Genomic DNA, 15,105 nt, shown 5'->3' on the forward strand with positions numbered 1-15,105 from the left:
ATTAATAACTGAAATGGGGGTAATGAATCAAACGCCTTGCTTCAGGCTGGCTTCAATAAAGGCATCAAGATCACCATCTAATACTTTTTGTGTATTCGAGATCTCAACGTTAGTACGCAAGTCTTTGATGCGACTCTGGTCCAGTACGTAGGAGCGGATTTGATGACCCCAGCCCACATCGGTTTTACTGGCTTCAAGCTTATCCTGTTCAGCACGACGCTTTTGCATCTCATGCTCATATAGGCGTGATTTGAGCATCGTCATCGCTTCAGCTCTATTACGGTGCTGGCTTCGATCATTCTGACACTGCACCACAATGCCAGTGGGAAGGTGAGTTAAGCGAACGGCAGAGTCGGTCTTGTTAATGTGCTGACCACCCGCACCAGAGGCGCGATAGGTATCAGTACGAATATCTGCTGGATTAACGTCAATCTCAATCGAGTCATCAATCTCTGGGTATACGTAGATACTGGCAAAAGAAGTATGGCGACCATTGGAGGAATCAAAGGGCGACTTGCGTACTAAACGGTGTACACCAGTCTCTGAGCGCAGGTGCCCGTAAGCGTATTCACCATCCACTTTGATGGTGGCACTCTTGATGCCGGCAACATCGCCATCAGATTCTTCGAGGATTTCTGTCTTGTAGCCTTTGCGCTCGCAATATTTAAGGTATTGACGAAGAAGTATGCTGGCCCAGTCGCAAGCCTCTGTTCCGCCAGCGCCTGCCTGAACATCAATAAAGCAATTGCAGGAATCCATTTCGTTATGGAACATACGGCGGAACTCAAGATCATGAATGATCTTGCTATAGCTCTCAACATCTTGTTCGATAGCACCAATAGTTTCAAAATCACTTTCTTCTTTAGCCATATCGAATAATTCGAGGGCGCCAGTGATATTGCTATTTAAATCGGTGAGGGTAGCAACGACACCATCGAGCAATTTCTTTTCTTTGCCGAGGGCTTGCGCTTTCTTTTGATCATCCCAAATGGTGGGATCTTCCAGAATAGAGTTAACTTCAGTAAGGCGTCGTGACTTTACTTCGAAGTCAAAGATACCCCCGAAGTGCTTGCTCACGAGTGAGCAGATCAGACAGAGTATTTGAAATAATATTGAGTTGTTCGGCTTCCATCCCCTGATTATAAGGGGGTTATTACAGCCTAAGCCTCATCATGTGCCTCAATCATGAGTTGAACGCGTGCTTGCCCTTGAAAACGGTCGGTAACTAGGCGATAGGCCAGCTTGGCCTTAGCGGGTAAGGATTGGGTGTGGTTAAACCAGACCCCAGTAAATGGTTTGCTGGCCAGTTGACCATCTCCAATAGGGCGTAGCTGCAAACGCAGATGTTTTTCTTTCATAAGGCTTTGTTGACCAATCTCAAATTCACCATAAAAAATGGGCTGAGGAAAGCCCTGACCCCAGATTTCTTCAGCAAGGAGGTCGCCAGTTTCTGTTGTGAATTCAGACGGATCGAGGACGCCATCATGTATGTGACGACGCTCTAATAACTCGTCATTCAATAGATCGGATGCAACCTGCTGAAAGAGTGTATCGAATTGCTCAAAATCTGCTTTTCTAATAGATAGTCCTGCCGCCATCGCATGGCCACCAAATTTGAGAATCAAACCAGGTTCGCGTTTAGAAACTACATCTAAGGCATCCCGAAGATGAAAGCCATTAATCGATCTTCCGGACCCGCGCAACTCTTCACTACCAGCACCATCTGCAGGAGCAAACACAATGACAGGACGGTTAAAGCGCTCTTTGAGACGTGAGGCCACAATACCAACCACGCCTTGATGCCATTGTTGATTCCAAAGGCAGATGCTGGAGCGCTCAGCCATGGTGCCTGCTAATTGATCCTCAGCGAGATGGGCGAGAGCAGCTTCTTGCATACCGCCTTCAATGACACGCCGCTCGCGATTAATGCGATCAAGTTCGTAAGCTAACTCAATGGCTTCTTCGGGCTTATCGCAAATCAATATGCGAATGCCTAAAGTCATGTCCGCCAGGCGTCCTGCTGCGTTTAAGCGAGGCCCTATAGCAAAACCCAAGTCAAAAGTATTGGCCTTGCGAGGATCGCGTACAGCCGCCTGGAATAGTGCCTGAATACCGGCTTGCGAGACTCCCGCACGAATACGTTTTAAGCCATTGGAAACCAAGATGCGATTATTACGATCAAGCTGTGCCACATCCGCTACGGTACCTAAGGCCACGAGATCCAATAGGCCCTCAATCTTAGGTTGAGTCTCAGCAGTAAATTTTCCACGCCTGCGAAGTTCTGCTCTTAGGGCAACTAATAAATAGAACATCACACCCACACCAGCAAGTGCTTTGCTTGGGAAGCTACAGCCTGGTTGATTTGGATTGACGATTGCAGTGGCTTTGGGCAGTCGATCACCTGGTAGGTGGTGGTCAGTCACGATGACTTCCATTCCTAGCTCACGAGCTCGGTCTACCCCAGCTTCGCTAGCAATGCCGTTATCAACAGTGATGAGATATTTAGGTTTGGGGTTTTGCTGAGCAGCAAGATCAACCACCTCTGGAGTGAGTCCGTAGCCCATCGTAAAGCGATTGGGTACTAAAAACTGAATCGGGGTATCTGGCCCACCCAGCATTTTCAATCCACGCAGAGCAACAGCACATGCAGTAGCGCCATCACAGTCGTAGTCTGCTACTACCAGCATAGACTCTTTACGCTCCAAAATATCCGCCAGCAGAGCGGCAGTGCTGATGCAGTTCTTGAGCTCTACTGGTGAGATTAGTTGCTTTAGATCTAAAGAGAGTTCATCTGGCTTATTAATGCCGCGAGCTGCATACAGTCTTGCTAATAGTGGGTGCAGACCACTTTGTTGTAACCAGCTAGCCGTGCGATCGGAGAAGGGGCGCTGAGAGAATAGGCTCATGAAGAAATGATTTCTTGCCAAGTTAAGAGCTCTGATTTTTTCCAGAAAGCCCATGACTTTTTGTTTAAGTCTTTAGCTGTGAAGATCCTGTGGCGAGTTTGACCCTTAGGAAAATCGATCACTTCGATTTCATCTAACTCATTACTCAAAAGTGCTCTTCTCAGCTTATCCCAAATACTCTCGGGATGATCAATCCACGCAAATGCATTTTGTAGCCTTGAGAAATCAATTTCACCTTGATGGGGGATCGCCAGGTATTTAGCTAAACCGGCCAAAAGAGGATGATCTCCATAAATTTGATTTACATTCTTAAGCAATGAAGGAGTCTGAATATCGGCCAGTTTGCCAATACCGCTAATCCATAAGGAGTTGATACTTGGGTATCCGCGTTGATCGCGCTCCTGATTAACTAGGTCAATGTGCCAGAGCATCTGAATTTCATTTTGGAGTTTGCGCCAAAGCTTAGCAACACCAAACTCGCTGGTATCGCGCGGCATCCACCAATCAATATTGCGACCATGCGCTTGATCAATCGAGTGCGTTGCAAGGCTAGTAAATGGACCAGCCGAAATAAACCAATCACGCTGACCTTGGAATAACACCTTGTTTCTAAAATCCTCTTCGATAAAGGGGAGGGCAACTTGTAATAGGTTGGCAGATTCACTTGCTGTCAGATCAATCTGACTTTGCGCCATTAGGATTAAATGATCCCGGGTAGCATGAAGGTGGACTGGCTGAAGGCAGGCAATAACTTCATTTGGGTTCACGGCTAACTCGCTTTGACCCATGAGTAAGACTGGGGCAATCGGCAGTCGGTCACCTAGTAGAAAGCGCTCTTGCGGAAGTCCGCTGGGCGGGATATCCCGTTCTAATCCCGCGTCAATAGCGTCTTCCCCCGACACCATCAGGGTAAAGCGTCGTAAAGAACTTGTATGGGAGGTCAAATTGGCAGTCATTCCCCTGATTTTAGGTGGCATTTACAGAATCCATCGGTTTGTGCGTTTAATTCACTAAACTGTAAGCATGTTGAGACTACCTATTGAGCTTGAAATTGGCCTGCGCTATACCCGATCTAAGCGTCGCAAGACAGTGGGTAAGCGTGATGGCTTTCTATCCTTTATTTCTGGAATCTCCACCGCAGGTATCGCCTTAGGCGTTGCCGCACTAATTGTGGTGCTTTCTGTGATGAATGGCTTCCAGAAAGAAGTACGTGATCGCATGTTATCCGTCCTTTCTCATGTTGAGATTACTGCTCCAGATGGTTTAGTCAATTGGGAGTCTATTGCACTCAAGGTATCTGCCCAACCCCACGTGGTAGGTGTTGCTCCGATGGTCAGTTCGCAAGGCCTACTCAGTCGTGAGAATGTGATGCGTGGCGTGTCTATTCGGGGAGTATTGCCAAGTGAAGAGGGCAAAGTCTCTGATTTACCTAAGCAGTTTGTTACTGGCAGCATCGAGGATCTCAAGCCAGGGGCTTTTAGTGTTGCCTTAGGCGCACAGCTTGCCAATATGGTTGGTGCTCGCCTTGGTGATCGTATTAATTTGATCGTGCCAGAGAGTGATCTGACTCCGGCAGGCGCTATGCCTAGAATGCGAACGTTACAAGTAGTTGGCATTGTAGATAGCGGGCATTATGAATACGACAGCTCTCTAGCCATCATGCATTGGAAAGATGCCGCAGCTCTACTGCGCTTGCAAGACCCATCTGGCTTGCGCGTGAAGGTCGATGATATGCAGCGTGCACCAGAGATAGCATCTGAATTAGCCCAAGTTGTGCCACAAGCTTTGTGGGTAAGCGACTGGTCACGTTCCAATCGCAACTGGTTTGCTGCTGTTCAAACTGAACGCAAGATGATGTTCATCATTCTGACTTTGATTATTGCGGTTGCTGCTTTTAATTTAGTATCCACCTTGGTGATGACGGTCAATGAGAAGCAGGCTGATATTGCAATTTTAAGAACGATGGGCGCGAGCCCAGGACTCATTCAGAGAATTTTCTTGGTACAAGGTTTAGCGATTGGCTTGCTGGGTTCTTTGGCCGGTGTTGGCTTAGGTCTTCTCATAGCTTTAAACATCGATGTGATTGTGCCTGCAATTGAAGCTATCTTCCGCGTGCGTTTCTTGCCGCGCGATGTGTACTTTATTAGCGAGCTTCCCTCAGATGTTCGTTTATCTGATGTAGTCACCGTGGGTCTGATGGCCTTTGGTCTATCCGTATTGGCCACCCTATATCCAAGTCGACGAGCCGCCCAAGTTCAGCCTGCGGAGGCATTGCGCTATGAGTAATTCCGATCAAATTATTCTGAGTGCAACGGGTCTAGCAAAGACCTATGGCAAAGGACCGACTGCAGTTGATGTCCTGAAAGAAATTGATTTACAGGTAAGCGCTTCTGAGAAGGTCGCCATCGTAGGATCTTCTGGCTCAGGTAAAAGCACCTTATTACATCTATTGGGTGGCTTAGACACACCCAGCGCTGGCACTGTGATGCTTGCTGGTGAGAATCTCCATAAATTGCCGATCAGCAAATTAGATCAACTACGCAATCACAATCTGGGTTTTATTTATCAGTTCCACCATCTCCTAGATGAATTTAGTGCCGTTGAGAATGTGGCGCTACCTTTGCGTATTCGCGGCTTAAGTAATGAAGAGTCCATGGAGCGAGCAAGCACAATGTTGCATGCAGTTGGCCTAGCAAAGCGTGTTCAGCACACGCCGGGCGAACTGTCTGGTGGCGAGCGTCAGCGTGTTGCAGTGGCTCGTGCGCTAGTTGGTAATCCCTCTTGTGTTTTAGCGGATGAGCCGACAGGTAATCTCGATACCGAAACTGCTGACGGCGTATTTGATTTGATGTTAGATATTGCCCGTGAGCAGGGCACAGCTTTTGTGATCGTCACTCATGATCCTATTCGCGCAAAACGTTGTGACCGGATTTTGCATTTAGAGCGCGGAGTATTAAAGACTTTCGCACAATGAGCGAAGTGAATAAAGAACTTGCATGGGTAGATACCCATTGCCATGTAGATGCTCCGGAGTTTAAAGATACTCTTCCAGAGATTATTTCAGGTGCGGCGGATAAAGGCGTTAAAGCCATTCTGATGCCTACGGTTCAAGCTTCTGATTGGGTACCAGCTAAAAATTTAGCAAATCAGTATGGTAATCAAATCCCGGGGTTGGTCTATACCCTAGGCATTCACCCTCTTTATATCAATCGCGCTCAAGAGAGCGATATCGACACTCTCAAAAATCACGTTGAGCAATCATTGGATGATCCTCGATTTGTGGGTATTGGTGAGATTGGATTGGATTATTTTGTCGAAGGACTTGACCCCCAGCGTCAAGAATTTTTCTTCCACAAGCAATTGGATTTGGCACAGCAATTTCAGTTGCCAGTGATTTTGCATGTACGCCGTTCACAGGATGCCATTCTTAAAGCGCTGCGTAAAAGAAACATTCCTAGCGGTATCGCACATGCTTTTAATGGTAGCCATCAGCAAGCCGAGCAATTTATTGAGCTCGGATTTAAGTTAGGCTTCGGTGGCGCGGCTACCTACGATCGAGCGTTGCAAATTCGACGACTTCTGCAAGAGATGCCATTAGATTGCATCGTTACTGAAACCGATTCTCCTGACATTCCGCCGGCCTGGTTGAAAGAGGAGAGTGGCAGGTTCAATGAACCTGCTTTGCTTCCTAGGATTGCTAGCCAATTAGCAGACATTCGTGGAATTAGTGAGGATGTATTTTCAAAAGCAGTTTGGCAAAATGCCATGCAAGCATTACCCCGTTGGTCATCCCTCATGACTGACAATCCAAACTTACAATCCGCCTCTTAAAAACTTGCGCACCAATATTGCGGCGTTTATTGCCGGGGGATCGCTACTTCTATTTTTACCTGCCGTGCCAGAGTATTGGGGCTGGATGTGTGCGGCGACTATCATCGTTTCCCTTTTAGGCGTTTACCTCAATCGCCAATCGATTCGATATCGCAATACTAGTAGCGTATTACTAGCGGTCTGTTGTTGCAGCTTGGGGTTTGCTTGGAATGCAGACTATGCGCAAGGTCGTTTAAGTAATATCCTCTCAATCGAGTATGAGGGTAAAGACCTTGTGATCGAGGGCAGAGTCAATGCCTTGCCACAGAGCTCTCCCAGTGGTGCTAAGTTTTCTTTTGAGGTAGATCAGGCATTTTTAGGTAAGGAGTTGATTGAATCATTTCCTCCGCAGATCTATTTGAGTTGGCAGCCCGCATGGCGAAATCCTCAGGATGTGCCAGAAGTTATTCCAGGTCAGCGTTGGGAATTCAAAGTCAAAATCAAAAGACCTTACGGGTCTCTCAATCCCCATACTTTTGATTTTGAGCGCTGGTCCTTCCATCAAGACTTTGGTGCCAGTGGATCAGTCAGGTCAGGAAAGTTAATTCTTGAAAAAGAGATTGCCTTTACAGAATTTACACTGGCAATGGAGTATCAGCGCTGGAAGTTAAGGCAAAAAATTCAGCGTCTATTACCCAGAGATGCTCGCTATGGTGGAGTAATTGCAGCTTTGGTGATGGGCGATCAAAATGCAATTGACCAGGAAGATTGGCGTGTATTTAATGCTACTGGTATAGGCCATTTGATCTCCATATCCGGTCTTCATGTCACGATGTTGGCTGGATTTGGTGCCATGCTCGCTACATTTTTCTGGCGTCGCAACACACTGCCACTACTAGTCCCAGTTGGCAAGGTTGCTGCTGCAGTAGGTTTTTTGACGGCCTTCGTCTATGCGTGGTTAGCAGGCTTTCAGATTCCGGCGCAGCGAACGATGTATATGGTTGGGGTGGTTGCTTTTGCTTTATGGTCCGGCAGAAATCCGCGCTCATTTGATATCTGGTGGTGGGCCCTATTTTTTGTACTAGTCATTGATCCGATGGCACCCTATACACCGGGTTTCTGGCTTTCGTTTGGAGCGGTAGCGGCGATCTTGTATGCAATGCAAGATTCTGATGGTTTGTTGGGCTTGCCTACCGGTAGAGAGTTGGAAGTGCATTGGAAAGATAGATTAATTCATGCGCTCCGTGAAGCTTGCCGGGTGCAGGCGGTTGTCACTATTGCACTTTTACCATTGACCTTGTATTGGTTTTATCAAGTCTCGATTGTTTCGCCACTGGCAAATGCGATTGCCATTCCTGTAGTGAGTTACATCGTCACACCTCTGGCTATCGCCGGCGCTTTGTTGCCTGACTTCATTGGCAAATGTTTGTTGATACCAGCTCATGCCACGATGGACTACTTGGCCATCATGCTTGCTTGGATGGCGAACTGGAAATGGTCAATTGCTTGGTCTAGCCAGCCTGCTTGGTGGGCGATAGCCTTATCCACTATCGGAATCATCATAGCGATTCGTCCTGGGCCTATACAAGAGGCTTGGGTGTCAAGATGCATGGGACTCGTGTTGTGCGCGACCCTATTTATTCAACCGCTGACTAAAACCCATTTGGGAAGGGGTGAGTTTCGTGCAACGGTACTGGATATCGGCCAAGGCACGGCAGTCTTGATCGAAACCAAAACAAAACGACTGCTATATGACACTGGACCTATTCAGGGGAAAGACAATGCTGGTCAAAGAATTATCCTGCCGTATTTGAGAGGGAGAGGAATTGATCACATTGATCGCATGGTGATTAGCCATAGTGATAGCGACCACATAGGAGGTGCCGCAACTCTACTTAAAGAAGTTAACTTTGATTCCATGATGGGATCCTTGCCTAGCACCAACCCCTTGCTCGCCAACTTAGAAAAGAGAAAGATTCCTGCTATTCCCTGTCGCTTTGGTCAGCAATGGTCATGGGATGGGGTGGAGTTTCATATATGGCATCCGCATGAGCAGACAGTTTTTGAGGATCAACACCCCAGAAAGCCTAATGAAGTCAGTTGCGTTCTAGAAGTTCGCAATCAAACAACTTCATTTTGGTTAACGGGTGATGTAGAAAAGCAGGGTGAAGCAGAAATCACAGAACGCTTAACCCAAATAGCTCTCAATCACCTAAAGAATAAGAATTTGATATTCATGGCACCACACCACGGTAGCAAAACATCCTCATCGAATGAGCTCTTAATGGCACTCAGTCCAGATAAAGCCTTTGCGCAAAACGGGTATTGTAATCGTTATGGGCATCCTCACCCAACAGTTACTGCCCGATACCAAAGTATGAATATTCCTTTTTATCAAACACCAACTACTGGTGCACAGGTTTGGAAATTTCCGGCCAAATCAGAGCGTAGGCAAGGTGAGTTGCTATTTTGGCGGCAGGATAGCAGGCGACTATGGCATCGAGAGCCAAGCTAGAGCAAATGAATTATGTTGTGTGTATGATGTGTATAATATAAGGGAGATCAATGCATAGCAAAAAGCTAATTGAGCTTTTAAAGGTTGATGGGTGGTTGTTGAGCAGAACACAAGGATCGCATCACATATTTACTCATAAAACAAAGTCTGGACATGTCTGTATCCCGCATCCAAAAAAAGACTTGGGTTTGGGGTTGGTAGAAAAAATACTGAAACAAGCCAGATTAAAGGAGGAGTCTTAGATGAAATATCCAATAGCGATTGAGCCAGGAAGCGAGAAAAATGCATGGGGAGTTGTTGTCCCAGATTTGCCTGGTTGTTTTTCTGCTGCTGATAGCGGCCTTGATGAAGCAATAGATCAGGCCAAGGAGGCTATAGAGCTTTGGATTGAGATGGCTTTAGATGGAGGTCAAGCAATACCAAAGCCTAGCTCCCTAAGAGAACTACAGAAGAAAAAAGAATATAAGGGTTGGGCTTGGGCGATTGTGGAAATTGATCCAGCATTGCTTTCGGATGAAATTGAGCGAATAAATATCACTCTTCCAAAAAGAGTATTGGCAAGATTAGATGCAAAAGCAAAAAAGGCTGGAGAAAACAGATCTGCATTTATTGCACATTTGGCACTAACTGCTTGATGTGCCCGATCTTTTGGCATCCTAATATTAATATTCAGCGTAAACTAAAAGTATGAAGAAATTCATTACATTTCTCTTCCTCAGTTTTTTCGTTAGCCAAATTAACGCTGCGATGATGCCTGTTGATTTAAATGTAGCTAGTAGTATTGTTGTAGCATCGAGTCATGATCACTGCCAAGAGGCGGGATCTGCCAGCCTTACTGAGGATGGTAAGTCTAGTGCCAATGCCAGCGCCACCCACTATTGCTGCGCAGTAGTTGCCATTCTGAGTGTTTCTCCTGAGTTTTTTGCATCACAGCAGGTCGATGTGCACTTACACAGGGATGCTTCAACACCCGCATCCAATATTGCCGAATCCATTTACAAGCCTCCCAGAAATTATCTGTAATCACTTTTGATTGTGGCATTGAGATGCCTTTTGATAATTTTCGTTTTGGAGAATCGTAATGAACATGACTCACTACATGGAGTTATTGGCTGACAATCAGCCTTGGAATCTATTCATCTTTATGGCTATACCGATAGTGCTTGCTGAAACTTTAGCAATCACTGAGCTATATATCTTATTTACCCGAAAGTTCGATGGATTTGTTTATCACCTCAATCGATTTGCGGGTACGACGGTGGGGCTGTATTTCATTGGCGTTATTGCATATTTAATGACTACTGCGGTGCTACCCATCACTAAGAATAATGAATGGCGCACCGCTATCGATGTGATTGCGGTTGCTAGTTATCTGATTAGTGGCTTACCTTTGATTTGGATTGCCCTGCAAGAGTTTGGTTTTGTGAACAAAGCCTTAGACCACACGGGTAAGCTGAAAATTCATGCGACCTGCGTTGCATTGTTTTTGGTCTTTGGACACATTGCCATGATTGCAGGGATGCTTGATCCTGCTTTATTGGGTTACAAAGGTGCCAATACGCATCAGATGAGTGGTGCTACAAGTAGTGCTGACCATGAGTTTTGTCACCCTGAAATGCATGAAGGGATGAAGGGGGCGCATCAGCAGATGATGAATAGTGGGAATATGTCCAATAGCAATCCCAATAAGATGCCCATAAATCCAAAAAATCACACGCATTAGGTCTAAATTTGCCATGCATCCTATGCATGGCAACTACATGATTCCAAGAAAGCAAAAAGGCTTCTGAGTCAATTGACTTAGAAGCCTTCTACTGTTTGGTTGCGGGGGCAGGATTTGAACCTACGACCTTCGGGTTATGAGCCCGACGAGCTGCCAGACTGCTCCACCCCGCGTCTGAAGCTGTGATTCTAACATTTTTTGACCACCTCTGTCGAGATAATCCTTAATTTGGTGCTTAAAAAAGCGGTTTTTAAACAGAAATATGACTTGAGAGTCAGTCTGCATAAGGTGTAACATACCGCAACGCAATATTGCTCAAAGGTGATGAGATGTCTATTAGTAATCCTGAGTTTTCAAGTTCTGATTTATTAAAGCCCGTTGATCTGCATGGTGATCACGATAGCCATAAAAAAGGCTTGGGGACGATGATGTTGGCTGCTATTGGTGTAGTGTTTGGCGATATTGGTACCAGTCCTTTGTATGCCCTCAAAGAGTGCTTTGATCCACAGCACGGCATCCCATTTTCTCCAGAGGCATTATTTGGCGTGATAGCTATGATGATCTGGTCTTTGATATTGATCGTGACCTTTAAATACGTTTTATTTGTGATGCGTGCTGACAATAAAGGTGAGGGTGGTGTTTTATCTTTGATGGCTTTAGCGCTCAGATCGTTTGATAGCAAATCAAAAAGCTATTTCTTCTTAATGATTCTAGGCATGCTCGGTGCTTGCATGCTACTCGGTGAGTCTGTCATTACCCCAGCAATTTCTGTTTTATCTGCTGTTGAAGGTATTGAAATTGCGGCGCCTGGCTTGCATAAATTCATTATCCCTATTTCCCTAGTCATTTTGGTAGCCTTATTTATGATTCAGAAATATGGCACGGCAGCAGTTGGTAATCTTTTTGGCCCAGTGACCCTCACTTGGTTTATTACTCTTGCGGCATTAGGTGTTATTAATATCGGCGCGGCGCCGCAAATCATCGGCGCAATTAATCCGATGTATGCGGTGCAGTTTGTAATAGATCACCCAACCACTGCCTATATTGTGATGGGCGCTGTCGTCCTGGTCGTTACTGGAGTTGAGGCGCTCTACTTAGACATGGGACATTTTGGAAGAAACCCTGTCCGATATGCTTGGCTCATTGTTGTCTTGCCTAGCCTTTTGATTAACTACCTAGGACAAGGCGCACTCTTGTTGTCCAATCCAGGGGCCGCCTCAAATCCATTTTATTTAATGGTTCCAGATTGGGCTTTGTGGCCTGTTGTTGGTCTTGCTACTGCAGCTACTGTCATTGCATCCCAAGCGGTGATTTCAGGTGCTTACTCATTGGTGAGCCAAGCTATATTGCTTGGTTTTATGCCGCGTATGACTATCATGCACACCTCTGACTCTGAGCAGGGACAGATTTATATTCCAGTAGTGAATTGGGCTCTCTTATTTATGGTAGTTGTCACTATTATTGAATTTAGGGAATCTGTAAATTTAGCAGCCGCTTATGGAATTTCTGTGACATCTACCATGATGATTACAGCAATTTTATTGGGCGTGGTCATGTATCGTGAGTGGAAGATGAATCTCTTTTTAGTACTAGCATTGACGGCTATTTTCTTTACTGTAGACTTTGCTTTTTGGAGTGCTAACTTAATTAAAATTAAAGATGGCGGTTGGTATCCTTTATTTTTAGGCCTCATCATTTTTACCTGTTTGATCACTTGGTATCGAGGACGCAAACTCTTACGCGATAAATTAGTTGAGGGATCGATCCATTTGAAAGAGTTTGTGGCCAGTTTATTGGCTCACCCCCCACACCGTGTTGAGGGAACAGCTATCTTTTTAACCGCGCACATCGACTATGTGCCGATAGCGATGTTGCATAACTTAAAACATAACCGAGTAATGCATGAGCGTATCTTTTTTGTGAAGCTCAGCACCTGGGATGTGCCTTACGTCAATGATCAGGAGCGTTTGAGTATTAACGATTTGGGCGGCAATATATTCTTAGTTAGAGCAGTATACGGCTTTAAAGAATCGCCCGACATCAATAAGGTATTGTCATTACTTAGTGAGCAGAAAAATATTGAATTTAATTTAATGGATACCTCATTCTTTGTTGCACGTGACACTATCGTTCCATCGGCAAATCCTGGGATGGCCTTATGGAGAGAGAAACTGTTTGGTTGGATGATGCAAAATGCAGCCAAGCCATCGGACTTCTTCAAGATTCCTACTAATCGCTTAGTTGAGCTTGGTGCAAAGGTAGAGATTTGAGCAAGCTGTTTTCTTTAAGCTCCTTATGCTCGTTCTGGGTTTTGCTGTTGGCTTGCTCTTTCAGCACTCTTTCGCTAGCGACCCCTGCCGAGGAAGCGCAGTTGGAACAGTTGGATAAGATTGAGCGTGATCTCGAACTGCAACGTGATTGGGCTAAGTATCGCTGGGATAAAACCAACTCAGAGTGTTATCAAAAGTATTGGGTTAACGACTGCTTAAAGGATTCACGTGCGCTTTATCGTAAAGAAATCGATCCTATTCGTGTGCAAGAGGTAGAGTTACATGAGGTGCAGCGTAAGTTACGGGCTAGTATTAAAGATCAACGCGATGCCACCAAGATTGCTGAACGCGCTTCTGCTGAAAAAGCTGCTGAACGTGTAGCCAATCAAAAAGAGTTTGAAGAGAAGCAAAAAGCTGCTGCTGCTCGTGCGGCAGACCTAGAGCAACGTCGCAAAGATGCACCTAAGCGTGCTCAAGAAAACAAAGCGGGCACTCAGCTCGATTAATCCTTTGGCTAAAATAAAAACAATCTATATCTGTCAGTCATGCGGCGGAACCTCTGCCAAATGGCAAGGTCAGTGCCCCTCATGCCAGGCATGGAATACCCTGGAAGAAGGTGTTCCTGAGGTCAGCTCAAATACCCGTTTTCAGGGATTAGCGCAGTCGCTCCCCCGTCAAAAGCTTTCTGCTATTTCGGCTGAAGACCTGCCGCGCTTTAGTACTGGTGTAGAAGAGTTTGACCGCGTACTAGGCGGTGGATTAGTTCCTGGTGGCGTTGTTCTGTTGGGCGGTGATCCTGGCATTGGTAAATCCACTCTCTTGCTCCAAGCCCTTGCTGAGATGAGCGCTGCTGGCATGAACGTGCTCTATAGCAGTGGTGAAGAATCTGCAGCGCAAATTGCATTACGTGCCAAACGTATTGCGCTCGATGCGCCGCAATTAGAGGTATTGGCAGAGATTCAGTTAGAAAAGCTCCTATCTATTATGGATACGGTAAAGCTACAGGTCTTAGTGGTTGATTCCATTCAGACCTTGTATTCAGAGGTGCTCAGCTCGGCTCCAGGCTCGGTTGCCCAAGTAAGGGAGTGCGCTGCACAATTAACCAGAGCTGCCAAATCTAGTGGTATCTGCGTCTTGATGGTGGGGCACGTCACTAAAGATGGTCACTTAGCTGGCCCCCGTGTACTTGAGCATATTGTTGATACCGTCTTGTATTTCGAGGGTGATACGCATTCCTCATTTAGATTAGTACGCTCGATTAAAAATCGTTTTGGCGCAGTCAATGAACTCGGTGTATTTGCGATGACTGAAAAAGGTCTGCGTGGTGTTGCAAACCCTTCAGCAATTTTTCTTTCCCAGCATGCGGAGATGGTGCCGGGTGCCTGTGTATTGGTTACACAAGAAGGTAGTCGACCGCTCTTGGTTGAAATTCAGGCGCTAGTCGATACCGCGCACATTCCTAATCCCCGTCGCCTGGCCGTTGGTTTAGAGCAAGCTCGCTTAGCGATGCTCTTAGCGGTACTGCATCGTCATGCCGGTGTTGCCTGCTTTGATCAAGACGTCTTCTTAAATGCAGTAGGTGGTGTGAAGATCTCAGAGCCAGCAGCAGACTTAGCAGTGCTATTGGCAATTCAGTCTTCGATTCGCAACAAGGCCTTACCTAAGGAGTTGATTGTGTTTGGTGAGGTTGGTTTGGCAGGTGAGATTCGTCCCTGCCCACGGGGTCAGGAGCGCCTGAAAGAGGCCGCTAAACTCGGATTTACTGTAGCTATTATTCCCAAGGCTAATATGCCGAAGACCAAGATCCCGGGATTAAGGGTGATACCAGTAGAGCGTATTGATCAAGCGATCTCTGCAGCGGCAGAGTTGAGTTAAATCTCA

The 15,105-nt window shown here is 46.1% G+C and carries 14 protein-coding genes and 1 tRNA gene; 11 read left to right on the forward strand and 4 right to left on the reverse strand.

Features of this window, described 5'->3' with window-relative positions:
* Nucleotides 1–27: 27 nt before the first annotated feature.
* The 3 genes from prfB to ICN22_RS04745 all read right to left on the reverse strand — a co-directional run bounded on the left by prfB (nucleotide 28) and on the right by ICN22_RS04745 (nucleotide 3,862).
* A protein-coding gene (gene prfB / locus ICN22_RS04735) for a peptide chain release factor 2 (protein ID WP_215325330.1) occupies nucleotides 28–1,132 on the reverse strand; the annotation gives its coding sequence in 2 pieces (ribosomal slippage) (nucleotides 28–1,050 and nucleotides 1,052–1,132; 1,104 coding nt in all).
* Between the two features lie 28 nt (nucleotides 1,133–1,160).
* Nucleotides 1,161–2,906 (reverse strand): single-stranded-DNA-specific exonuclease RecJ, encoded by a 1,746-nt coding sequence (recJ, locus tag ICN22_RS04740; protein ID WP_216169120.1) that lies wholly within the window; start codon nucleotides 2,904–2,906, stop codon nucleotides 1,161–1,163.
* Entirely contained in the window at nucleotides 2,903–3,862 is a 960-nt protein-coding gene (locus ICN22_RS04745; RefSeq protein ID WP_255533838.1) for a hypothetical protein, read from the reverse strand. Before ICN22_RS04745 ends, recJ begins: the two co-directional genes overlap by 4 nt.
* 67 nt (nucleotides 3,863–3,929) lie before the next feature.
* Here ICN22_RS04745 and ICN22_RS04750 point away from each other — a divergent pair, with 67 nt between their 5' ends.
* From ICN22_RS04750 to ICN22_RS04785, 8 genes are read left to right on the forward strand one after another with little or no spacing between them, the layout of a single operon-like run.
* Nucleotides 3,930–5,192 (forward strand): lipoprotein-releasing ABC transporter permease subunit, encoded by a 1,263-nt coding sequence (locus ICN22_RS04750; RefSeq protein ID WP_216169122.1) that lies wholly within the window; start codon nucleotides 3,930–3,932, stop codon nucleotides 5,190–5,192.
* Nucleotides 5,185–5,880, forward strand: coding sequence for an ABC transporter ATP-binding protein (locus tag ICN22_RS04755; protein WP_216169123.1), 696 nt, complete (start codon nucleotides 5,185–5,187; stop codon nucleotides 5,878–5,880). Before ICN22_RS04750 ends, ICN22_RS04755 begins: the two co-directional genes overlap by 8 nt.
* Nucleotides 5,877–6,737, forward strand: a complete 861-nt coding sequence (locus ICN22_RS04760; protein WP_216169124.1) for a TatD family hydrolase — start codon at nucleotides 5,877–5,879, stop codon at nucleotides 6,735–6,737. The genes ICN22_RS04755 and ICN22_RS04760 overlap by 4 nt, the downstream gene beginning before the upstream one ends.
* Nucleotides 6,738–6,741: 4 nt before the next feature.
* A complete protein-coding gene (locus tag ICN22_RS04765; RefSeq protein ID WP_255533839.1) occupies nucleotides 6,742–9,231 on the forward strand; it encodes a DNA internalization-related competence protein ComEC/Rec2 in 2,490 nt (829 codons plus the stop codon).
* 50 nt (nucleotides 9,232–9,281) lie between these two features.
* Nucleotides 9,282–9,473: a type II toxin-antitoxin system HicA family toxin gene (locus ICN22_RS04770; RefSeq protein WP_216169125.1), complete on the forward strand. Its 192-nt coding sequence runs from the start codon at nucleotides 9,282–9,284 to the stop codon at nucleotides 9,471–9,473.
* Nucleotides 9,474–9,866: a type II toxin-antitoxin system HicB family antitoxin gene (locus ICN22_RS04775; RefSeq protein ID WP_216169126.1), complete on the forward strand. Its 393-nt coding sequence runs from the start codon at nucleotides 9,474–9,476 to the stop codon at nucleotides 9,864–9,866.
* A gap of 52 nt (nucleotides 9,867–9,918) precedes the next feature.
* Entirely contained in the window at nucleotides 9,919–10,254 is a 336-nt protein-coding gene (locus tag ICN22_RS04780) for a hypothetical protein (RefSeq protein ID WP_216169127.1), read from the forward strand.
* Between the two features lie 58 nt (nucleotides 10,255–10,312).
* A complete protein-coding gene (locus tag ICN22_RS04785) occupies nucleotides 10,313–10,954 on the forward strand; it encodes a DUF6803 family protein (RefSeq protein ID WP_216169128.1) in 642 nt (213 codons plus the stop codon).
* A 96-nt stretch (nucleotides 10,955–11,050) separates the two neighbouring features.
* On the opposite strand, the gene ICN22_RS04790 is transcribed toward ICN22_RS04785, so the two are convergent.
* Nucleotides 11,051–11,127: transfer RNA gene (locus ICN22_RS04790), tRNA-Met, on the reverse strand.
* A 156-nt stretch (nucleotides 11,128–11,283) separates the two neighbouring features.
* Between ICN22_RS04790 and ICN22_RS04795 the strand changes: the two genes are divergently transcribed.
* Genes ICN22_RS04795 through radA form a run of 3 tightly spaced genes read left to right on the forward strand, consistent with a single transcriptional unit; the run spans nucleotide 11,284 to nucleotide 15,099 of the window.
* Nucleotides 11,284–13,224 carry a potassium transporter Kup gene (locus ICN22_RS04795; RefSeq protein WP_216169129.1) on the forward strand — a complete coding sequence of 647 codons (1,941 nt, stop codon included), beginning with the start codon at nucleotides 11,284–11,286 and terminating at the stop codon, nucleotides 13,222–13,224.
* Nucleotides 13,221–13,730, forward strand: coding sequence for a hypothetical protein (locus ICN22_RS04800; RefSeq protein WP_216169130.1), 510 nt, complete (start codon nucleotides 13,221–13,223; stop codon nucleotides 13,728–13,730). Before ICN22_RS04795 ends, ICN22_RS04800 begins: the two co-directional genes overlap by 4 nt.
* Before the next feature lie 4 nt (nucleotides 13,731–13,734).
* Nucleotides 13,735–15,099 carry a DNA repair protein RadA gene (gene radA, locus ICN22_RS04805; protein WP_216169352.1) on the forward strand — a complete coding sequence of 455 codons (1,365 nt, stop codon included), beginning with the start codon at nucleotides 13,735–13,737 and terminating at the stop codon, nucleotides 15,097–15,099.
* Nucleotides 15,100–15,105 lie beyond the last annotated feature (6 nt).

Origin of the sequence: Polynucleobacter bastaniensis (genome assembly GCF_018882205.1) — a bacterium.
GTDB lineage: Bacteria > Pseudomonadota > Gammaproteobacteria > Burkholderiales > Burkholderiaceae > Polynucleobacter > Polynucleobacter bastaniensis.